Source organism: Lentzea aerocolonigenes (assembly GCF_000955955.1).
GTDB classification, from domain to species: domain Bacteria; phylum Actinomycetota; class Actinomycetes; order Mycobacteriales; family Pseudonocardiaceae; genus Lentzea; species Lentzea aerocolonigenes_A.
This window is the reverse complement of record NZ_JYJG01000440.1, coordinates 1-19,334: the sequence shown is the minus strand read 5'-3', so window position 1 is coordinate 19,334 and position 19,334 is coordinate 1. Positions and strand designations below refer to the sequence as shown.

General features: G+C 68.2%; 20 protein-coding genes. 12 read left to right on the top strand and 8 right to left on the bottom strand.

The features are described from left to right. Nucleotides 1-27: 27 nt before the first annotated feature. Nucleotides 28-204: a hypothetical protein gene (locus tag UK23_RS42770; RefSeq protein WP_156213801.1), complete on the bottom strand. Its 177-nt coding sequence runs from the start codon at nt 202-204 to the stop codon at nt 28-30. 47 nt (nt 205-251) lie between these two features. Further along, nucleotides 252-449, bottom strand: coding sequence for a zinc finger protein (locus UK23_RS50910; protein ID WP_082115437.1), 198 nt, complete (start codon nt 447-449; stop codon nt 252-254). 245 nt (nt 450-694) lie between these two features. On the opposite strand from UK23_RS50910, the gene UK23_RS42765 reads away from it, so the two are divergent. After that, on the top strand, nt 695-1,552 hold the full coding sequence (locus UK23_RS42765) for an ornithine cyclodeaminase family protein (RefSeq protein ID WP_045317544.1): 858 nt from the start codon (nt 695-697) through the stop codon (nt 1,550-1,552). Nucleotides 1,553-1,649: 97 nt separating this feature from the next. Here UK23_RS42765 and UK23_RS42760 read toward each other — a convergent pair whose 3' ends face one another. Then, nucleotides 1,650-2,870, bottom strand: coding sequence for a glycoside hydrolase family 16 protein (locus UK23_RS42760; protein WP_045317543.1), 1,221 nt, complete (start codon nt 2,868-2,870; stop codon nt 1,650-1,652). A gap of 144 nt (nt 2,871-3,014) precedes the next feature. Further along, nucleotides 3,015-4,637, bottom strand: a complete 1,623-nt coding sequence (locus UK23_RS42755; protein WP_045317542.1) for an NPCBM/NEW2 domain-containing protein — start codon at nt 4,635-4,637, stop codon at nt 3,015-3,017. Between the two features lie 87 nt (nt 4,638-4,724). Here UK23_RS42755 and UK23_RS42750 point away from each other — a divergent pair, with 87 nt between their 5' ends. After that, the gene (locus tag UK23_RS42750; RefSeq protein WP_045317541.1) at nt 4,725-5,288 is read left to right on the top strand and encodes a TetR/AcrR family transcriptional regulator; all 564 of its coding nucleotides are present in this window, start codon (nt 4,725-4,727) and stop codon (nt 5,286-5,288) included. Beyond that, complete coding sequence (locus UK23_RS42745) at nt 5,285-5,848, top strand: hypothetical protein (RefSeq protein WP_045317540.1); 564 nt, start codon at nt 5,285-5,287, stop codon at nt 5,846-5,848. Before UK23_RS42750 ends, UK23_RS42745 begins: the two co-directional genes overlap by 4 nt. On the opposite strand, the gene UK23_RS42740 is transcribed toward UK23_RS42745, so the two are convergent. Together UK23_RS42740 and UK23_RS42735 are read right to left on the bottom strand one after the other, a co-directional pair. Next, the gene (locus UK23_RS42740) at nt 5,804-6,226 is read right to left on the bottom strand and encodes a nitroreductase family deazaflavin-dependent oxidoreductase (protein ID WP_045317539.1); all 423 of its coding nucleotides are present in this window, start codon (nt 6,224-6,226) and stop codon (nt 5,804-5,806) included. The two genes, UK23_RS42745 and UK23_RS42740, sit on opposite strands and share 45 nt — an antisense overlap. A 2-nt stretch (nt 6,227-6,228) precedes the next feature. Beyond that, on the bottom strand, nt 6,229-6,990 hold the full coding sequence (locus UK23_RS42735) for a LuxR C-terminal-related transcriptional regulator (RefSeq protein ID WP_156213800.1): 762 nt from the start codon (nt 6,988-6,990) through the stop codon (nt 6,229-6,231). 94 nt (nt 6,991-7,084) lie between these two features. On the opposite strand from UK23_RS42735, the gene UK23_RS42730 reads away from it, so the two are divergent. The 4 genes from UK23_RS42730 to UK23_RS42715 all read left to right on the top strand — a co-directional run bounded on the left by UK23_RS42730 (nt 7,085) and on the right by UK23_RS42715 (nt 11,367). Beyond that, nucleotides 7,085-8,746 (top strand): AMP-binding protein, encoded by a 1,662-nt coding sequence (locus UK23_RS42730; RefSeq protein WP_045317538.1) that lies wholly within the window; start codon nt 7,085-7,087, stop codon nt 8,744-8,746. A 245-nt stretch (nt 8,747-8,991) separates the two neighbouring features. Beyond that, on the top strand, nt 8,992-9,300 hold the full coding sequence (locus UK23_RS42725) for a hypothetical protein (RefSeq protein ID WP_045317537.1): 309 nt from the start codon (nt 8,992-8,994) through the stop codon (nt 9,298-9,300). A gap of 72 nt (nt 9,301-9,372) precedes the next feature. Continuing rightward, nucleotides 9,373-10,188: an SDR family NAD(P)-dependent oxidoreductase gene (locus tag UK23_RS42720; protein ID WP_045317536.1), complete on the top strand. Its 816-nt coding sequence runs from the start codon at nt 9,373-9,375 to the stop codon at nt 10,186-10,188. Nucleotides 10,189-10,191: 3 nt separating this feature from the next. Beyond that, nucleotides 10,192-11,367, top strand: coding sequence for a hypothetical protein (locus UK23_RS42715; protein WP_045317535.1), 1,176 nt, complete (start codon nt 10,192-10,194; stop codon nt 11,365-11,367). Here UK23_RS42715 and UK23_RS42710 read toward each other — a convergent pair. Further along, nucleotides 11,345-12,208, bottom strand: coding sequence for an AraC family transcriptional regulator (locus UK23_RS42710; RefSeq protein ID WP_231114934.1), 864 nt, complete (start codon nt 12,206-12,208; stop codon nt 11,345-11,347). The two genes, UK23_RS42715 and UK23_RS42710, sit on opposite strands and share 23 nt — an antisense overlap. Before the next feature lie 10 nt (nt 12,209-12,218). Continuing rightward, a complete protein-coding gene (locus UK23_RS42705; protein WP_045317534.1) occupies nt 12,219-12,875 on the bottom strand; it encodes a nitroreductase family protein in 657 nt (218 codons plus the stop codon). A gap of 72 nt (nt 12,876-12,947) precedes the next feature. On the opposite strand from UK23_RS42705, the gene UK23_RS42700 reads away from it, so the two are divergent. The 5 genes from UK23_RS42700 (at nt 12,948) to paaZ (ending at nt 19,225) form a co-directional block, all read left to right on the top strand. Next, entirely contained in the window at nt 12,948-13,862 is a 915-nt protein-coding gene (locus UK23_RS42700; protein WP_045317533.1) for a LysR family transcriptional regulator, read from the top strand. A gap of 88 nt (nt 13,863-13,950) precedes the next feature. Continuing rightward, nucleotides 13,951-15,054 carry a glycosyltransferase 87 family protein gene (locus tag UK23_RS42695; protein WP_052685542.1) on the top strand — a complete coding sequence of 368 codons (1,104 nt, stop codon included), beginning with the start codon at nt 13,951-13,953 and terminating at the stop codon, nt 15,052-15,054. Beyond that, the gene (locus UK23_RS42690) at nt 15,051-16,256 is read left to right on the top strand and encodes a sensor histidine kinase (protein WP_156213799.1); all 1,206 of its coding nucleotides are present in this window, start codon (nt 15,051-15,053) and stop codon (nt 16,254-16,256) included. The genes UK23_RS42695 and UK23_RS42690 overlap by 4 nt, the downstream gene beginning before the upstream one ends. A gap of 13 nt (nt 16,257-16,269) precedes the next feature. Further along, nucleotides 16,270-16,911: a response regulator gene (locus tag UK23_RS42685; RefSeq protein ID WP_269112339.1), complete on the top strand. Its 642-nt coding sequence runs from the start codon at nt 16,270-16,272 to the stop codon at nt 16,909-16,911. Nucleotides 16,912-17,203: 292 nt separating this feature from the next. Next, nucleotides 17,204-19,225 carry a phenylacetic acid degradation bifunctional protein PaaZ gene (gene paaZ, locus UK23_RS42680; protein WP_045317532.1) on the top strand — a complete coding sequence of 674 codons (2,022 nt, stop codon included), beginning with the start codon at nt 17,204-17,206 and terminating at the stop codon, nt 19,223-19,225. Nucleotides 19,226-19,334 lie beyond the last annotated feature (109 nt).

The following is a 19,334-nucleotide window of genomic DNA, read 5'->3' as shown; positions in this document are numbered from 1 at the left end:
AACGTTCCGGGCCACGCCACTAGCCCTTCAAGTCGTCTCGGCCGTGGAGAGCGCGTCGGCCTCGGCCAGGTACAACCGGCCGAGGTCGATGAGCAGTGTCCCCAGTTCCCGATAGTGCTCCGCGCGTTTGAGGTCGGGAATCAGCCCGCACGTGCGCAACATGTTTTGCGCGAGCATCTCCCCGAACTGTGGATAAGTCTTCACCACCTCACGCGAGAGCCGTTGAAGAGATATGCGGAGCAAGTCCTCCGTCAGGATTTCCGCGGCCATGGCAGGATCCCCTCGCTCTCACGCCAGACGCCGTCGCAGTCCCAGCACGTCGGCCACACGTTCTTGTCACGCCAGAGGCTGACCTGTTGTGGCACAACAGGATCGCCGCAGAGTGTCTCGACGGGCAGCCCCCTGGCCGGCTCGTCGTGGATGGCGTGAGGCCGCCCCCCGTGGGGCATCCAACGAAATCTCACGGAATCAGGTTCGCGCTTGGAAGAAGTCCAAGCTACCGCCCGCGCGGGGTGTTGCACCCGAATATCGCAGAATGGCCGGGAATGTGCTTTCTGGTCCTTGTGGCAAAGAGATGTTCGTGTGTGTGGAGAGCGAAACGCGGTACGTCCGCATCGACGAGATGGAACTCGAGTGCTCATGAGCCGACCGGGCCGCGGACCCCGGCCGCGGCCCGGTCGTTACCATCCGAACCATGACCATGCCCGCAGCGATCGAAGCCGTCCGCGCAGCGTTCGCCGGGCTGACGGCAGGGGAGTTCGAGCTGCCGCCGCGGCAGGCGTTCAGCGACAGCCGGTCGCTCGTGATGGCGGTGCACCACAAGCCGACGAGGTCCACGGCGGTCAAGGTGATCAGCATCGAGATCGAGCGTGATCCGGTGATCACCGGCACGATCGTCTACTCGCACCCGGACGGCCAGTTCGTCACGGACGCGGTGCCGCTCACGACGCTGCGCACGGGCGCTGTCGTCGGTGTGGCAACGGATCTGCTGGCCGACGAGGACGCGTCGCACCTGGCCCTGTTCGGGGCCGGCGCGCAGGCGGCGGACCAGGTGCGGGCCGTGCACGCGGTGCGGCCGTTGAAGAAGCTCGTGGTGTTCAACAGGAACGCGCGGAAAGCCGAGGCGTTGCTGGACAGTCTGAAGGACGAGCTGCCGGACACCGTGATGGACGTGGCTGCGGGCGCCGAGGAAGCGGTCGAGGGCGCGGACGTCGTGTGCTGCGCGACCGCGTCGACGGTGCCGCTGTTCTCCTGCGACGCCTTGAAGGAACGGGTGCACGTCAACGCGATCGGCTCGTACCGGCCGGTGATGCGGGAGCTGCCGCAGGCGCTGCTCGAGTCCGCGGAAGTCGTGGTGGTGGACCAGGTCGAGGCCGCGTTGAGCGAGGCCGGGGAGATCATCCGGGCGGTGCGGAGTGGCGTGCTGCGGCTGGAGTCGCTCGTCGAACTCGGTGCCGCGCTGGGGAATCCGCCGTTGCGCGAGGGCCGGACGGTGTTCAAGTCGGTCGGGGTCGCGGTGCAGGACTGGGCGGTGGCAAGGCTGCTGGCATAGGAAACGCTGGACGCCGAACCCTTCCGCCGCAGGGGTTCGAACGTCCAGCGCGGTGATTCTCCCGGCCAGGGCATGCGCTACCCGGCCAGGAGAAACCTCATACCTGCCACTTCTGGCTGGCGACGCCGAGGCAGTCCCAGATGTGGAGTCTGGTGCCGTCGGCCGAGGAGCCTCCGACGGTGTCCATGCACTTGTTGGCTTGCGGGTTCACGATGTCCTGTGCCCCGCTGACGGCCCACTGCTGGGCAGCAGAACCGTTGCAGTCCCAGAGTTGGACCACTGTGCCGTTCGCGGTTCCGCCGCCGTTGACGTCGAGGCACTTGCCCAGCGAGCGGATGGTGCCGTCACCGGGACGGCTCCACTTCTGGGCCGCGTTGCCGTTGCACCCGGTGATCTGGATGGGCGTGCCGTTGGCGGTGTTCGCCCAGGGCACGTCGACGCACTTGCCGCCGATGCCGCGGATCTCCGAGCCACCGGCGGGTGGCTGACCGCTGTCGTTGGAGACGCGCACCCAGTCGATCACGAGCTGCTGCGGGAACTGCGTGCTGCCGTCCGGGTAGCCCGGCCACTCACCACCGACCGCGAGGTTGATGATGATGAAGAACGGCTTGTTGAACACCCACGGGTTGCCGTTGACATCGGTAGGGGTGTTGCGGGCGTAGACGTTGCCGTCCACCGACCACACGATCTCGCCGGGACGCCAGTCGACGGCGAAGTTGTGGAAGCCGTCCGCGAAGTTCGGGCCGTTGTAGGCGTGGGACTTGCCGCCCGCGCCGCTGTAGCCCGGTCCGTGGATCGTGCCGTACACGGTGCTGGTCTGGTGGCCCAGGTTCTCCATGATGTCGATCTCGCCGGAACCGGGCCACGGGTTGCCGCTGTTGATGTCGGCACCCAGCATCCAGAAGGCCGGCCAGATGCCCTGGCCGCGCGGCAGCTTCATCCGCGCTTCGAACCGGCCGTAGGTCTGGGTGAACTTGCCCGCGGTGTTGATGCGGGCGGACGTGTACTGGCAGGGCCCGTTCCAGCACTGCTGGCCGGGGTTCTCGCGCTTGGCGGTGATCACGAGGTTGCCGTTGCCGTCGTGCACCGCGTTCGAGGTGCCCGACTTGTACCACTGCAACTCTTTGTTGTTGCCGTTGTTGTTGCCGACTTCCATTTGCCACTTGCTCCCGTCGACACCGGTGCCGGCGGGGGCGTTGAACTCGTCGGCCCAGGTCACCGCCGCATTGGCAGGGGGAGCTTGGGTGGTGGTGGCGACGGTGATCCCCGCTGCCACCATCAAGGCGGCAGCGAGGGCCGTCCCGATGCGTCGCTGCATCGAACCGACCTTTCCGGGATTTAGTTGTGCGCCCAGTGGTTCGGAAGTGTTGTCACGCCGTGACCCTCGGTCAACGTGTAAACCTTTTCACGTTCTTGTCACGATGAGAGCGCTCTCAATTGATCTTGGCCTCGACCAGCGGGTTCAGCAGGTCACCTTGGCGTCGGCCCAGTCCGCGTGGTCGAAGTCGAAGCCGTCGCCGCCGTCGGTGACCACGAGCCGGACCTGGTCGGCGCCGGACACGTTCGCCTGCAACGTCTTCGCGGCCACCGTCCCGGTCACGACTCCGCTGTCCGCCCGCAGCACACCGTCCACGTAGATCTGGAACACCACGCTGCCGCGGTCGCCGACCTCGTCATCCACGCCGACCTGGGCGGTGACGGTCGAGCAGCGGCGGCCCAGCAGGTACTCGACCTCGCCGAACGCGTGCATGCCCAGACCCTTGCGGAACGTGGTGCCCTGCACCTTGATGGCCGAGCCGTCGCCGAGGCCCTGCTCGCCGTTGGTCAGGTTGCGCTCGAACGGGCCCCAGCCGTTGGACGCCCGCAGCTCGACCAGGTCGGACAACGGCGTCACCCCGGCGGGCGGTGCGGACGGCGTCGACAGCCTGCTCAACCGGTAGACGACCGTGCCGTGGCCGGGAACCGGGGCCGACACCGAACTCGCCGTGGTGTCGACGGAACCAGTCCACAGGTCGCGGACCGAGTAGGTGCCCGCGCCGAGCCCGACCTCGCGCAGATCGGTCGAAATCGTTGCAGCGGCGGCGTTCTCGTTGAACAGCGCCACGGCCACATCACCGTTCGCCAGCGGACGGGACAACACGTGAACGCCACCCGAAGCACGCACCACACGGCCTGCGCGGCCCAAAGCGTCCTGGTCGACCGCGATCAGGTCGCGGTTGGTGAGGATGCTCAACGTCGCGGGCGTGGCCGTGCGCAGGTCGGAGCCGATCAGCAGCGGCGCGGCCATCATGGCCCACAACGAGAAGTGGCTGCGGTACTCGGTGTCGGTCATGCCGCCGTTGCCGACTTCGAGCATGTCCGGGTCGTTCCACCGGCCCGGTCCCGCATAGCCCGCGAGCGCGGCGTTCTGCTTGAAGATGCCCAGCATCGACGACCAGCTGTCGGAGATGTCGCCCGTGGTGCGCCAGAGGTGCCCGGTGCCGGCGGCCCAGAGCCACGGCCGGTTCTCGCCCCACTCGCAGATCGACAGCACGATCGGGCGGCCGGTGCGCACCAGGGCGTCGTGCATCGCGCGGTAGCGGGCGCGAGCGTCCACGCCCTGGTTGTTGCAGTTGTCGTACTTCAGGTAGTCGACGCCCCACGAGGCGAACAGGTTCGCGTCCTGCTGCTCGTGACCCAGGCCGCCGGGGAAGCCGAGCGTGTCGCAGGTCTTCGTGCCGGCTGAGGTGTAGATGCCGAACTTCAGGCCCTTGGAGTGCACGTAGTCGGCCAAGGCCTTGACACCGCTGGGAAAACGGGCCGGGTCGGGCACCAGGTCGCCGTTCGACGCGCGCGACGGCAACGCCCAGCAGTCGTCGATGTTGACGTACTGATAACCGGCATCGCGCAGGCCGCGGGCGACGAAGAGGTCCGCGATGCCCTTGATCATCGTCTCGTTGAACTCGGCCCGGCAGTGGGTCGAGTTCCAGTTGTTGAAGCCCATCGGCGGGGTCAGGGCCTGTCCGTCGGGTAACGCGGTGGCCTGGGAGGCGGGAATCACCACGGTGGCGGCCAGCGTCGCCAGCGCGGTCAGCAGGGTCCTCATGTCTCGCAAACTAGACCCGTTGTGAAGGAAATTCAGGTACTGGTCTGGCCTTGACGAACCGAGGCTAATGGCATTAGCTTTTGAGCTATGGCTGTTCGCCCACGTCTCACCACCGTGAAGGTCGTGGACGCCGCACTGGAGCTGATCGACGAGCAGGGTGTCGAGGGACTGACGCTCGCCGCCGTCGCCGCTCGCACCGGCGTCGCCACGCCGTCGCTGTACAAGCACGTCGCGAGCCTCGCGGAGTTGCGCGGACACGTCGGCGTGCGGGTGCTGGAGGAGATGACCGACCGGTTCACCCACACCGTGCTCGGTCTCGCAGGCGACAAAGCCGTCGAGGCGCTCATGCACGCGTACAGGGCGTACGTCCGGCAACACCCGAAGCGCTACGCGGCCATGCCGATGGACCCGTTGCACGACGAACTGCAGCAGGCCGCGGGCATGAAGCTCATCGAGGTCATGCTCGCGACGCTGCGCGGCTACGGCCTGGAGGGTTCGGCAGCCGTCCACGCCACGCGACGGCTGCGGGTGCTGGTGCACGGCTTCGCGTCGATCGAGTCCGGTGGCGGCTTCGGCCTGCCGGAAGGACTCGACGACACCTACGACCAGCTCGTCCGGATGTATCTCACCGATCTCAGGGGGCAATCATGAAGTGGACGCTCACCGCCGCGGGCCTGCTTTTCCTGCTGTACCCGGCATTCAGGCCGTGGGAGGACGAAACGACAACCCAAGGCGCACAAGCCGCGATGGGGTCCACAGCGTGGGTCGCGTCGCACTTGTTCGCGATGATCGGCTTCATCCTGGTGCCCATCGCGTTGCTGCAGATCCACCGCACGGCCGCGATCACGTTCTGGGGCGGCGCCGGCCTCACGCTGCCGTACTACGGCGCCGAGGACTTCGGCCTGCACGAGCTCGCCGCGCAGCCGAACATCGTCGAGCTCGCCGAAGCCATCCGCTACAACCCGGTCGCCGTAACGACCTTCGTCGTCGGGCTCGTCACGATGGGCGTCGCGGGGATCATGGTCGCGCTCGAACTCCGCACCACCGCGGCGATCCTGTTCGCCGCCGGGTTCGCGTTGTTCCTGCCGCAGTTCTTCACCCCGCCCGCCGCACGGATCGCGCACGGCGTGCTGCTCGCCGCGGGCTGTGTCTGGCTCGCCTGGGAGTCAGCGCGGAGTCAGGCGGAAGACCCGCAGCTCGCGACCGCCTGACTTGGCCACGTAGTCCTCGAACGCAGGCCAGGCCGCCACCATCTTCTGCCAGGCGGCCTCGCGCTCGGCACCTTCCAGCAACGACGCGTGCACCTCGCGCACGGAACCCCGGACGTTCACCTGGACGTCCGGGGTCTTCAGCAGGTTCGCGGTCCACGCCGGGTGGTGCGGCTTGCCCCAGTTCGAGCCCACCACGAGCATCGACGACCCGTCGGCCACGTACTGGACCTGGTTCAGCCGCTGCTCACCGGACTTCGCGCCCACGGTGATCAAGGTGAGCCCCGTCTGCCTGCTCATGGAGACGGTCATGACCTTGCCGCCGGTCAGCTTGTACAGCAGGCGGTCGGCGCCGATCACGGCCTTCTCGAACAACGACATCTCTAGAGCGCTCCCGTCGACCTCGCCGCGTGGACGGCGGCGGTTCTGTTGTGCACCCCCAGCTTGCGCATCGCGCCCCGGAGGTAGGCCTTGACGGTTTCGGTGCTGAGCCCGAGCTCGGCGGCGATCTCCCGGTTCGACGCACCCACCGCGGCCAGCCGGAGCGTATCGAGTTCGCGCGGGGTCAGTCCGCTCGGGACGGTGACCGGTGCCTCGCCACCGAGATCCTGGTGGACGCGGCGCAACCGTTCGCGCAACGCCGGATCGCCGACCAGACGCGCGACCTCGGCCAGTTCGCGCAGGGCTGCTTGGGTCTGAAGTGAAGGCATGTCCAGGTCCTGTGCGAAGCCTTGGGCGATGGCGCCGGCCATCCTGATCGACCGGTCACCGACTGTCGTCTGGCCGCGCACGGCCCCGTAGAGCACGCCGTGCACCGTGCCGCGAACCGTGACCGGGTAGGCGAACACCGAGGTCAGGCGTTCGTTCACGACCACCATCTGGTCGAACTCGTGGGTGATCGCGCGGGTCGAGGCGTAGTCGTTGACGCGCACCGCCGTGCCCATCGCGATCGCCGTGCCGCCCAGCCCGCGCCCGGTGCCGACGCGCAGTCCGTGCAACGACGTGCCGTGTGTGCCGAAGAAGCTGGTCAGCAACAGGTCACGGGCAGGCGTGACGGCGCCGCCGAACACGACGGGCAACCCGGTGGCACGGCGGAGCATGTCCAGGCGCTGCGGCAGTAATGCCTGGAAACGGTCTGGCAGCACGTTCAGCAGTTTCGCCGACGAGCGCACCCTCGAAAAGGGGTGCACCCTCGTTCGGGGGTATACCGGCGCCCCCGGCCTCTCCACCCTCTGTGAAATGTCCAGTCACGACACCTACCGCGCGGCCCGCGACCTGATGCTCAGCGACCCGGCGTCGTTCGCCTGGCCGAGCTTCGAGAGCAGCTTCAACTGGGCGCACGACTGGTTCGACTTCATCGCCGAGGGCAACGCCGGCACCGCGTTGCACATCGTCGAGCAGGACGGCTCCGAGCGCGCCTACACGTTCGACGAACTGCGGAAACGGTCGAACCGGGTCGCTCGCTGGCTCGCCTGGCACGGGGTCGGCAGGGGCGACAGCGTGATGATCATGCTGGGCAACCAGGTCGAGCTGTGGGAGTCGATGCTCGCGGTGATGAAGCTCGGCGCGGTGATCATGCCGACGACGACCGCGCTGGGACCCGCCGACATTCAGGACCGCCTGGCGCGAGGCAACGTCCGGCACGTCATCGCGCGCACCGAGGACGCCTCGAAGTTCGGCGAGGACGACCTCAGCCCGGTGCTGATCGCCGTGGGCGGTGCTGAGGGCTGGCTCGACTACGCGGAGACCGCCGAGGCGCCCGACGGACCGTTGCCGCACCCGAAGACCAAGGCCGGCGACCGGCTGCTGCTGTACTTCACGTCCGGCACGACCAGCCGCCCCAAGCTCGTCGAGCACACCCAGGCCTCGTACCCGGTCGGCCACCTGACGACGATGCGCTGGATCGGCATCAAGCCCGGCGACGTGCACCTCAACATCAGCTCGCCCGGCTGGGCCAAGCACGCGTGGAGCTGCTTCTTCGCGCCGTGGATCGCCGAAGCGACGATCTTCGTCTACAACTACGGCCGGTTCGACGCGGCCGCGTTGCTCGGCCAGATCCGGGACAAGGGCGTCACCACGTTCTGCGCGCCGCCGACGGTGTGGCGGATGCTGATCAAGGCCGATCTGAGCGGCGGACCCGGTTCGTTGCGGGAGGTCGTGGCCGCCGGTGAGCCGTTGAACCCCGAGGTGATCGAGCAGGTCCGGCAGCAGTGGGGGCTCACGCTGAGGGACGGGTTCGGGCAGACCGAGACGACGCTGTCCGTGGGCAACGTGCCCGGCGCGCCGGTGAAGCTCGGCTCGATGGGCACGCCGCTGCAGGGCGTTCCGGTGGTGCTCGTCGATCCGATCAGCGGGGAGCCGGCCCAGGAAGGCGAGATCTGCATTGATCTTCGCGAGCGGCCGATGTCGTTGATGGTCGGCTATCACGGGGATGACGAGCGCAACGCCGAGGCGATGGCCGGCGGTTACTACCACACGGGCGACATCGCGAGCCGCGATGAGGACGGCTACCTGTTCTACATCGGGCGGACCGACGACGTGTTCAAGGCGTCGGACTACAAGATCTCGCCGTTCGAGCTGGAGAGCGTGCTGATCGAGCACCCGGCCGTCACCGAGGCCGCGGTCGTCCCGGCTCCGGACCCGCTGCGGCTGGCGGTCGCGAAGGCGTACGTCGCGTTGAGCGCGGGCTGGGAGCCGAACCGGGACACGGCGTTGGCGATCCTGAAGCACGCGCGCGAGAACCTGGCGCCGTTCCAGCGGATCCGGCGGCTGGAGTTCTACGAGCTGCCCAAGACCGTGTCGGGCAAGATCCGGCGGGTCGATCTGCGCACACGGGAGGAAAAGGGCATCGACGGCACGGGAGAGTGGCGGGACGACGAGTTTCCCGAGCTGCGCGGCTGAGGTCGGCGAGGGTCGGCGGAACGAGCGGTGGCGGCGCGGGCGTTGGCGAATCCGGGCTTTCCGCTGCGCGCCCTGGTGGACGAGCAGGCGGGGCTCCACGCGGTGTTCTCGGCGTCGTACCACGCGTTGACCGGCGAGGCGGCGACGTTGTTCCGGCTGCTCGGTGTCCACTGTGGACCGGACGTGGACGTGCGCGCGGCGGAGGAGCTGCTCGGTGGTCTGGCGCGGAAACCGTTGGCCACGCTGTGCTGGGTGATCACGGTGGTGCGCAACGTGATCTGGCGGCCGCGCTCGCGTTGCACCAGGCCCGAGAAGACGTTGAACGGGGATTTCTTCTCGGCCACGAGCACGCGAGGAAGGCGCTGCACCGGTTGCGGGTGCTGGGGGACATCGACGGCGAGGCGTATGCGCTGCGGACGTTGGGCTATGTGCACCACAAGCTCGGCGAGCACGACCGGGCGGTGGTCGTGCTGTCGCCGGCGGTGGACCAGTTCGCGGGGCTGGGGGCGGAAGCGGTGCTCACGGACATCCCGACCTGGCGAACGGGCGGTTGAAACTGATCGAGTCTGGCGTGCCGGAGCGATCACTGGAAACGTGAGGCTCCCACGACGACAGGGAGCAGACGCATGGTGCGCAAGATCGCCGGTCGCCCGGCCGTGATCACCGGGGCCGCCTCGGGAATCGGCCGCAGCCTCGCCCAGCGACTCTCACAGCACGGCTCGCCGGTGGTCATCGCCGACGTCAACTCCGAAGGACTGGAGGAGACCGCCAAGTCGCTGCACGGCCCGGTGCTCAGCCGGGTGCTGGACGTGCGGGACGCGGACGACGTGCACCGGTTCGCCGCGGAGGTCAAGGACTGGCTGGACCTGCCGATCGCCGCCGTGTTCAACAACGCGGGCGTCGCGATCGCCACGAGCGTGCAGAACGCCGTGCCCGAGGACGACTCCTGGCTCTTCGACATCAACTACTGGGGTGTGGTGAACGGGACGCGGGCGTTCCTGCCGCAGCTGGTGAAGCAGAACTACGGCGTCATCGTGAACACCTCCAGCGTGTACGGGCTGGTCGGGATGCCGAACAACAGCGCGTACTGCTCCGCGAAGTTCGCCGTCCGCGGGTTCACCGACTCGTTGCGGCAGGAGCTGCGCGGCACCGGCGTCTCGGCGGTCACCGTGCACCCCGGCGGCATCAAGACCAACATCGTCCGCAACGGCCGCATCCACAGCGACCCGGACGGGCGCGGCCGGTCGCACGAGCAGATGGCCGCTGACTTCGACAAGGTCGCGCTGACCACCCCGGACAAGGCCGCCGAGATCATCCACCGCGGGGTCGAACGAGGTAAGGCGCGGATCCTGGTCGGGCCGGATGCCTACGTGTTCGACGCATTGGCCCGAATTGCGCCGACGCACTACTTCAGCGTGATGGCGCGGTTGTTCGAACGGTGAGGCATGATCCTCGCCGTGGATGCCTCGGTGGTGGTGCGGCGGACTGAGCAGTGGTTCGTCCGGCAGGGTGCGCCGACCATGATCGAGGGCTACGGCTTCCGGTCGCACGTGCTGCCGCGGATGCTGCCGGCGCTCGCGTTCGTGGCGGTCGGCAGCCTGGCGTGGCTGGTGCTGCTGCGCTCCACCGGGCTGTCGAAGTGGGTGCTGCTCGGCATGGTCGTCGCGGTGATGGTGTCCGCGTGGATCCTGTTGTCGGCGTTCGTCCGTCGTCTGCCCAGTTTTTCGCGCCGGACGACCATCGTGCTGTTGAGTGTGTACGCGGCGATGCCCATCATCGTGCCCGTGCTGCAGATCGTCGTCGACGACGAGATCACCACGCCCGGTGCGCCCGAGATCGACAACGAGTGGCTCGTGCTCGTGTGGTTCGTGGTGTTCTTCGGGTTGGTGTTCGTGGCGACGATGCTGGCCACCACCTACGGCTTGGGCGCACTGCTGAAGGCCGCGATCCGGCACGTGATCGCCGATTTGCGCAACAGCGTGGCGCTGCTCGGCCGGGCGTTGCCGCCGATGTTGTTCGTGACGCTGTTCTTGTTCTTCACCGGCGAGCTGTGGCAGGCGATGAACAAGCTGGAGTGGCCGCGGATGTCGCTGATCGTGCTGCTGTTCGCCTCGATCACGGTGCTGGCCGCCGCTGCCCGGTTGCGCGACGAGATCGGGCGGGTGGAACAGGATCTGCGGCCGGAGATCCTGATCGGCGCGTGCAAGGGCACACCGCTGTCCGGTGTGGAGATCACCGAATCGTTGCCGCCCAAGCGGTTGAACGGACGGCAGCTGCGCAACCTGCTGGTGATGCTCGCCATCAGGCAGCTCGTGCAGGCCGCCGTGGTCGGGTTCGGGCTGTTCGCGTTCTTCGTGGTGCTGGGCCTGATCGTGGTGACGCCCGAGATCGCCGCGCAGTGGATCGGGGACAAGCCGAGGATCGGGTGGCTCGGGCTGCCGTCGGCGATGTTGCGCAACGCCACGCTGTTCGCCGCGTTCGGCAGCATGTACTTCTCGGTGATCTCGATGAGCGACGCCGAGCACCGGCAGCGGTTCTTCGCGCCGGTGCTGGAGAAGGTCGAGCGGACGCTGGAAGTGCGCGCGGTGTACCTGAAGGTCAGAGAGCAGGTTGCGGGCTGAGCACGGCGTCGCGGCTCGGTGGCAGGCCGAACTGCCTGCGGTACTCGCGGCTGAACTGCGACGGGCTGTCGTAGCCGACCTGGTGGCTGACGCTGGTGACGTCTCTGGTGGTGGCGAGCAGAAGTCGTGCTTCCTGAAGGCGGATCTGCTTCTGGAACTGGATCGGGCTCATCGCCGTGACGGCCTGGAAGTTGCGGTAGAACGCCGACTCGCTCATGCCCGCGAGGCGGGCGACGTTCTCGACCTTGAACGACTCGGCGAAGTTCTCGCGGATCCAGCTGACGGCTTTCGCGATGTGGCTGAGGCTGCTGTCCTGCGTGCCGAACTGGCGGATCACCCCGCCTTGTTCGCTGGTCATGACGCGCCAGAGGATCTCCTGCTTGATGAGCGGGGCGAGGGCCTTCGCGTCTTCGGGGTGCTCCAGGAGTCTGGCGAGCCTGGTGACGGCGTCGATCAGCTCCGGAGAGGCGGTGCTGACGGCGAGGCCTTCCGGGGTGCCCTGGGTTTTCGGGAGGTCGTGCTGGAGCAGGAGTTCGGCGACCCTTTCGGGCTTGAGGACCAGGCCGATGCCGAGCGCTGGTTCCGCTGGGCTGATGTCGACGTAGTTGCCGGTGATCGGCATGTCGATCGAGGCCACCAGGTACTGGCCGGCCTGGTAGTCGTAGACGCGCTCGCCCAGTGCGATGCGTTTGCGGCCTTGGGCGACGAACGCGAGGATCGTGCCGGTCATGGACGGCGTCGGCGGGCCGGTTTTCGTGGTCTTGGAGACCAGAACGTCCTCGATCGACGTGGTCATGTCCGGTCTGGCGTGTTTGGCGAGCAGCGTGCGCAGTTCGTCCACGTGTGGAGTATCAGGCAAGTGTGAGGGCTTCGTCGAGCGGCTTGCGGTGCAGGTCCGGGACCTCGCAGTCGTCGGCAGGGTAGCCGACCGGGAAGAGGATGTACGGGCGTTCGCCAGGGCGGCCGAGCAGGTCGCTGAGGAACGTCATCGGGTTCGGCGTGTGCGTCAGTGTCGCGAGGCCCATGTGATGCAGTGCCGCGATGAAGAAGCCGCACGCGATGCCGACGCTTTCGTTGGTGTAGTAGGTCTTCTTGCCGTTCTGCTGTTTCTGCGCGAAGGCGATCACGAGCCACGGTGCTGTCGTCAGGAACTCCTTGGTGGCGTCCGTTTCCAGGTGTGCCAGTGCCTCGTGCCAGTCCGGGACGTCTCGCTCGTGGTAGAAGCGGCGTTCCTCTTGTTCGGCTGCCTCGCGGATCTGCTGTTTGAGGTCGGGGTTCTGCGTGGCGACGAACCGCCACGGCTGCTGGTGGGCGCCGCTCGGGGCCGTGTTCGCGGCTTGGACGGCCAGCTCGATCGCTTCTACCGGGACCGGGTCCGGCGAGAACCAGCGCACCGAACGGCGTCCGTCGAGCCGTTGGTGGAAAGCCTTGCCGTTCTTGAGGCTTTCCTCGATCGGCAGTCTTGCGGGCGTGTACGGGATGAACGGGTGGCGGTGCGCTCGGGTCACGGTTCGTACGATGCCGCTGGTCGCACTCTTCTGACCAGCTCAAGTTTCTTGCGCGAGTTATAAGCTCGGCTGATGAATCTGCCCAACGTGACCGTGCGGCAGCTCGAGTACCTGATCGCGGTGGCGGAGACCGGGTCGTTGACCAGTGCTGCCGCGCGTTGTCACGTCTCGCAGTCGGCGATCTCGCTGGCGTTGAGCGAGTTGGAGGGCGCGCTGGATCTGCGGCTGGTCGTCCGGTCGCCGCGCCGGGGTGCTTCTTTGACGGCGGCGGGCACTCAGGTCCTCGCCGACGCTCGCCGGGTCATCGCGGCGATGGGCGATCTCGGAGTGGAGGCGCGCGGGCTGAGTCTGCAGGTCAGCGGCGTGCTGATGGTCGGGTGCTACGCGCCGATAGCGCCGTTCCACCTGCCCGCGGCGATCGCGACGTTCGAGCGCGAGCACCCGTCGGTGTCGGTGCGGTTCGTGGAGGGGAGCCTGCCGGAGATCCAGGAGGATCTGCTCGCCGGGCGGTGCGAGATCGCGTTCCTCTACGACCAGGACGTGCAGCCGGGGATCGCCGTCCACACGCTGTACGACCAGGAGCCGAAGGTGCTGCTGCCCGCGTCGCACCGGTTGCGCCGGCGGCGTGCGGTCTCGTTGCGGGAACTGGCCGCCGACCCGTTCGTGCTGCTGGACGTCCCGCCGAGCGAACGTTATTTCCGGTCCGTGTTCGAGGCTGCCGGCGTGGACATGGTCGTCACGCACCGGGCCCGCAGCTTCGAGCTCGCCCGGTCGTTGGTGGCGCGGGGGATCGGCTACTCCATGACGGTGCAGCAACCGGTGCTCTCCCAGTCCTACGAAGGGCTGGAGGTGCTCACCTTGCCGTTGCGGGACTCCGTGCCCACCACTCCGGTCGTGCTGGGGTGGGCTGCCGGGGGACCGCTCACGCGCCGGGCGGAGGCGTTCATCTCGCACTGCACCGAATTGTTCCGCGTGCTACCCCGGTAGTACACGGCGGTTTCGGCTACGGCGGTAGTGCACGGAGTGGGCGCTGCGGTACGACGATTTCGCGGGCGCGATTTCCTAGCGTTTTCGTGTGCTCAAAACCCGTTCTGCCCCAGCGGTTGTCGCGGTCGCGTTCCTCCTCATCGGACTGGTGGGCTGGCTCGCCGGCCTGCACATCGGCCTCGACAGCACCGTGTACCGGGCCGGTGCGGTGGCGGTGTTGCACGGTGAGGCCTTGTACGACCGGCTGACGGCGATTCCGTCCTGGTCGTTGGATCTGCCGTTCACGTATCCGCCGGTCGCGGCCGTGCTGTTCGCGCCGCTGGCGTTCGTGCCGGTGCAGATGGCGTGGGCGTTGTTCGCGGCGGTGTCGGTGCTCGGGGTGGCCGCGGTGTTGCGGTGGACTTCTGGTCCGCCCGTGTTGTTCCTGCTGGTGTTCAGCCTGGAACCGGTGTGGCGGACGATCGGGTTCGGGCAGATCAACGTGCTGCTGATGGCGATGGTCGTGTTCGACCTGCTGCGCGACAACTCCCGGTGGTCCGGTGTCCTGACCGGGGTCGCGGCGGCGGTGAAGCTGACGCCGTTGATCTTCGTGCTGCACCTGGTGGTGACCGGCCGGTTCCGGGAGGCAGGGCGGGCGCTGGGGACGTTCCTGGGGTTGCAGGTGCTCGGGTTCCTGCTGCTGCCGGGTGACTCGCTGCGGTACTGGGGGTCGGCGATCTTCACCGGCAACAACGCCTCGACGGGCAACGGCTACCTCACCAACCAGTCGTTCTCCGGTGCGGTGCAACGACTGACCGGCGGGGCTCCGGTGCTCGTCGTGGTGCTGAGCGTGGTCTGTGCGGTGGCTGCGGCGGTGTCGGCCCGGCGGGCTTTCCTGCGGGGCGAGCCGGTGGTCGCGATGCTGGTCACGGCTGGGTGCGGGGTGCTGGTCAGCCCGATCTCTTGGTCGCACCACTGGGTGTGGGTGGTGCCGCTGGTGGGGTTGCTGGTGTCTCGTGGGTCCCGGCTGGCGCTGGGGCTCGTCTGGGCGGTGTTCCTCGGGTTCACGATGTGGTCGGCGTCGGGCAACGTGTTGCTGGACAACCTGTACGTGCTGGCGGCGTTGGCCGGTGGTGCGGTGTGGTGGGCACGCGGCCGATGGGGAGTTGAGGTACGTTCGCGCGTGGGAGCGGGGGACGGGTGGCATCGATGAAGTCGTTCTTCTCCGTCGGTGTGTCCACGCTGTTCCGGGCGAACAGGCTGGTCAGGACGCCGCCGTCGCCGGCGAGGCGGCGGCTGCGACTGGTGCTCACCTTGGGCGCGGCGCTCGTTGTCCTGGTGTTCAACCTCGTGCTGGAACCACTGCCGCTGGTGCACGCCCTGTCGACGTTTCCGGGGTTGTGGATCACCTGGCTCAGCGTGGCCGTGGTGCTGCTGACGCTGGTGCACCCGCTGTGGGCGTGGAGGTCCGCGGCGGTGTTGCTGGTGCTGTCGCCGATGGTCTTCAGGGGACTCACCGACCTGTGGGGCTGGCCGTGGCCGCCGGGCACGATCATCGGCTGCACGGTGGTGTTGCTCGTGGTGGCGCAGAGCTATCGCCAGGCCGTGCTGGTGTGGGTGTTCGTCTGGTCCCTGGTCGCGGTGTGGCTGTCGCACCTGCTCGGTTCCAAGGACATCTTCCTGGCCGGCGTCGTCGTGGGCGGCGTGCTCGTGCTCGGCAACGCGATGCGGTTGCGGCGCATCGCCGAGGCCGAACGCGTCGAGCAGCGGCGGCGGCTGGAAGAAGAGGAGACGCGGGCCGCGACGCTGGAGGAGCGCGCGGTCATCGCCAGGGAGCTGCATGACGTTGTAGCGCACCACATGTCGGTCCTGGCTTTGCGTGCTGGGAGTGCGCGGTACCGGTTTTCGCTGCCGCCGGAGCTCGTGGTGGAGTTCGCGGAGATGCAGGAGACGGCTCGTGAGGGCCTGACGGAGATGAGGCGGCTGCTGGGTGTGCTGCGCAATTCGGCCGGTGAGGTGGAGACCGCGCCGCAGCCGCGGGTGGAGCAGATCGCCGAGCTGGTCGATCGGTTGCGGGGTGCGGGAGTCGTGGTGTCGCTGGAGATCTCCGGTGACGTTCTCGGTGTTCCTTCCGGGGTGGCGCTGTCCGCGTACCGCATCGCGCAGGAGGCGTTGAGCAACGCCGTCCGGCACGCTCCCGGCTCCACTGTGGACGTTCGAATCTCGGTTTCCTCCGAGCTTTCGCTGATGGTCGCCAACAGCGCGGTCGAGGGTCCGCCGCCGGACGATCGGCCGAAACACGGCTTGCTGGGGATGCGGGAACGGGTCGCCGCACTGAGGGGCACGTTCCGCGCGGGGCCGGGGGACGCCGGTGGGTTCGTCGTGGCGGTCACGCTGCCGTTGAACGGGGGATGAGTTGGACACGCGGGTGCTGATCGTCGATGACCAGACGATGGTCCGGCAGAGTTTTCGCGCCGTGCTCGCCGCACAGCCCGACATCACGGTGGTCGGCGAGGCGAGCAACGGCGCGGACGCCGTGCACGCCGCCATCCGCGACCGCCCTGACGTCGTGCTGATGGACGTCCGCATGCCGATCATGGACGGTCTGGAGGCCGCTCGGCAGATCCTCGCGGACCCGTCTCTGGACGTGCGAGTCCTCATGCTGACGACCTTCGACATCGACGAGTACGTCTACGGCGCGTTGAGGGTCGGCGCCAGCGGGTTCCTTTTGAAGGACGCGCCGCTGGAAGACCTGGTCAACGCCGTGCGCGTGGTCGCGGCGGGCAACGCGCTGTACGCCCCGGCCGTGACGCGCCGCCTGGTCGCCGAGTTCGCCGCGCGCAAGCCGTCCGTGCCCTCGCGGGCCGACCAGCTCACCGCGCAGGAGCTGAAGGTGCTGCGCCTGGTCGCGCGCGGCCTGTCGAACTCCGAGATCGCGTCCGCGCTGGTGATCGTCGAGCAGACCGCCAAGACGCACGTGAGCAGGGTCTTCGCCAAGCTCGGCGTGCGCGACCGGGCCCAGGCGATCGTCGCGGCCTACGAGATGGGCATCGTCGTCCCCGGCGAGTAGACCTGGTGCCATGACCGGCGGCCTCCGCCGCGTCTTCGTCGCTCAGCAGGGCACCACGATGCACCCGTCTGACCGCCGGCGAACGTGGGGGAGACGTCGCCGAGGTTCGCGGGAACGGTGTCCCCCAGATAGGTGGCCGCAGGGGCGTTCGGTTGGGCGTGCGCGACGCTGACCGGTGCCAGCAGGGGGGTACGGAACTTTCTCGGGTCCGGCGTAGTCGGTGGCGGCTGATACGTTGCTGGTGGGTGGGTCGCTGCGGATCCAGCGGCCCTTGTTGGGAAGGGTTGGCTCGATGAGCTTGCTGCGCAGCTACGTCTCCGGTGGATGGCACACGCCTTCGGTGGAGGGCGCGCCGTTGCACGACGCGGTCACCGGCGAGGAGATCGCGCGGATCTCGTCCGCGGGCATCGACATGGGGGCTGCACTGGCGTACGGCCGCTCGGTGGGCGGTCCGGCGTTGCGCGAGCTCACGTTCCACCAGCGTGCTCAGCTGCTGAAGGCTCTCGGGCTCTATTTGAAGGAGCACAAGGCCGAGCTGTACGCGCTGTCCGCGCGCTCCGGCGCGACTCGCTCCGACTCGTGGATCGACATCGACGGCGGCTTCGGCGTACTGCTCGGCTACGCGTCCAAGGCGAAGCGCGAGCTGCCGAACGACAAGGTCTTCGTCGACGGCGCCGTCGAGCCGCTGGGCCGCGGCGGCACGTTCGTCGGTCAGCACATCTGCACGCCGCTGCGTGGTGTCGCCGTGCAGATCAACGCCTACAACTTCCCGATGTGGGGGCCGCTGGAGAAGTTCGCGCCCGCCTTCATCGCCGGTGTGCCGTCGCTGATCAAGCCGGCCTCGCAGACGGCGTACGTGACCGAGAAGCTGGTCGAGCTGATGCTCGCCTCCGGTCTGCTGCCCGAGGGCTCGTTGCAGCTGGTCTGCGGTTCGGCGGGTGACCTTCTGGACCACCTGACCCCGCAGGACCTGGTCGGGTTCACGGGCTCTGCTTCCACTGCTCAGCACCTCCGCACGCACCAGGCCGTGATCCGGTCCTCCGTGCGCTTCAACGCCGAGGCCGACTCGCTGAACTGCTCGATCCTCGGGCCTGATGCCGTGGCCGGCACGCCGGAGTTCGACCTGTTCGTGGGGCAGCTGGTCACGGAGATGACGACCAAGGCCGGCCAGAAGTGCACGGCGATCCGGCGCGCGCTGGTGCCCGCGTCCCTGATGGACGCGGTGGCCGAGGCGACCGCCGCCCGGCTGGCCGAGGTCGTGATCGGCAACCCGGCCGACAAGTCGGTGAAGATGGGCGCGCTGGCCGGTCTCGAACAGCGCGAGGAGGTCCGCCGGTCGCTGAAGGCGTTGCAGGAGGGCGCTTCGGTGGTCTACGGCGACGGCGCTCTGTCCCTTGTGGACGCCGACGCTGAGCGCGGCGCGTTCATGTCGCCGATGTTGTTGCGCGCTGGCGCTGATGCCGTGCAGCCGCACGAAGTCGAGGCGTTCGGCCCGGTGTCGACCTTGATGCCCTATGACTCGGTGGACGACGCGGTGACGTTGGCTGCCAGGGGTTCCGGCTCGCTGGTCGGGTCGATCGTCTCCGCGGACACCGACTTCGTGCGCGACGTCGTGATCGGCGTGGCGCCGTGGCACGGCCGTCTACTGGTGCTGGACCGCGAGGACGCGGGCGAGTCGACCGGGCACGGGTCGCCGCTGCCGATGCTCGTGCACGGCGGCCCCGGCCGGGCAGGCGGCGGCGAGGAGATGGGCGGCATGCGCGGCGTGCTGCACCACATGCAGCGCACGGCCGTGCAGGGCAGCCCACGCGCGCTGTCCGCCATCACGAACCGCTGGGTCACCGGAGCGCCGCGCAACCAGGAGTCCGTCCACCCGTTCCGCAAGACGCTCGCCGACCTGCGGCTCGGCGACACGGTGGTGGCCGGCCCGCGCGAGGTGACGCTGGAGGACATCGAGCACTTCGCCTCGTTCACCGGAGACACGTTCTACGCGCACATGGACGAGGAAGCCGCCGCGGCCAACCCGTTCTTCGGCGGGCGGGTCGCGCACGGGTACCTGGTGGTTTCCTTCGCGGCCGGGTTGTTCGTCTCGCCTGAGCCAGGGCCGGTGCTCGCGAACTACGGGCTGGAGAACCTGCGGTTCGTCACGCCCACGTTCCCGGGGGATCAGCTGACGGTGACGTTGACGGTCAAGCAGATCACGCCTCGGGAGGACCAGGAGTACGGCGAGGTCCGGTGGGACGCGGACGTCACGAACCAGAAGGGCGAGTCGGTCGCTCGGTATGACGTGCTGACGCTGGTGGCCAAGAAGTAGTTGTGGTTTGTGGGTGGGCGCCCGAGGTGGGCGCTCACGCGCCGTGCGGTGGTTGGCTTGCGTGGGTTGGCGCTCGTTGGCCGGGCGCTCACGCGCCATGCGGTGGTCG

Bases quoted from the DNA above. Each gene is read 5' to 3' on its own strand.
- UK23_RS42755 (WP_045317542.1), bottom strand. From the start codon at position 4,637: ATGAGGACCCTGCTGACCGCGCTGGCGACGCTGGCCGCCACCGTGGTG.
- UK23_RS42730 (WP_045317538.1), top strand. From the start codon at position 7,085: ATGTCCAGTCACGACACCTACCGCGCGGCCCGCGACCTGATGCTCAGC.
- UK23_RS42740 (WP_045317539.1), bottom strand. From the start codon at position 6,226: ATGTCGTTGTTCGAGAAGGCCGTGATCGGCGCCGACCGCCTGCTGTAC.
- UK23_RS42700 (WP_045317533.1), top strand. From the start codon at position 12,948: ATGAATCTGCCCAACGTGACCGTGCGGCAGCTCGAGTACCTGATCGCG.
- UK23_RS42750 (WP_045317541.1), top strand. From the start codon at position 4,725: ATGGCTGTTCGCCCACGTCTCACCACCGTGAAGGTCGTGGACGCCGCA.
- paaZ (WP_045317532.1), top strand. From the start codon at position 17,204: ATGAGCTTGCTGCGCAGCTACGTCTCCGGTGGATGGCACACGCCTTCG.
- UK23_RS42760 (WP_045317543.1), bottom strand. From the start codon at position 2,870: ATGCAGCGACGCATCGGGACGGCCCTCGCTGCCGCCTTGATGGTGGCA.
- UK23_RS42720 (WP_045317536.1), top strand. From the start codon at position 9,373: ATGGTGCGCAAGATCGCCGGTCGCCCGGCCGTGATCACCGGGGCCGCC.
- UK23_RS50910 (WP_082115437.1), bottom strand. From the start codon at position 449: ATGCCCCACGGGGGGCGGCCTCACGCCATCCACGACGAGCCGGCCAGG.
- UK23_RS42690 (WP_156213799.1), top strand. From the start codon at position 15,051: ATGAAGTCGTTCTTCTCCGTCGGTGTGTCCACGCTGTTCCGGGCGAAC.
- UK23_RS42715 (WP_045317535.1), top strand. From the start codon at position 10,192: ATGATCCTCGCCGTGGATGCCTCGGTGGTGGTGCGGCGGACTGAGCAG.
- UK23_RS42745 (WP_045317540.1), top strand. From the start codon at position 5,285: ATGAAGTGGACGCTCACCGCCGCGGGCCTGCTTTTCCTGCTGTACCCG.
- UK23_RS42765 (WP_045317544.1), top strand. From the start codon at position 695: ATGACCATGCCCGCAGCGATCGAAGCCGTCCGCGCAGCGTTCGCCGGG.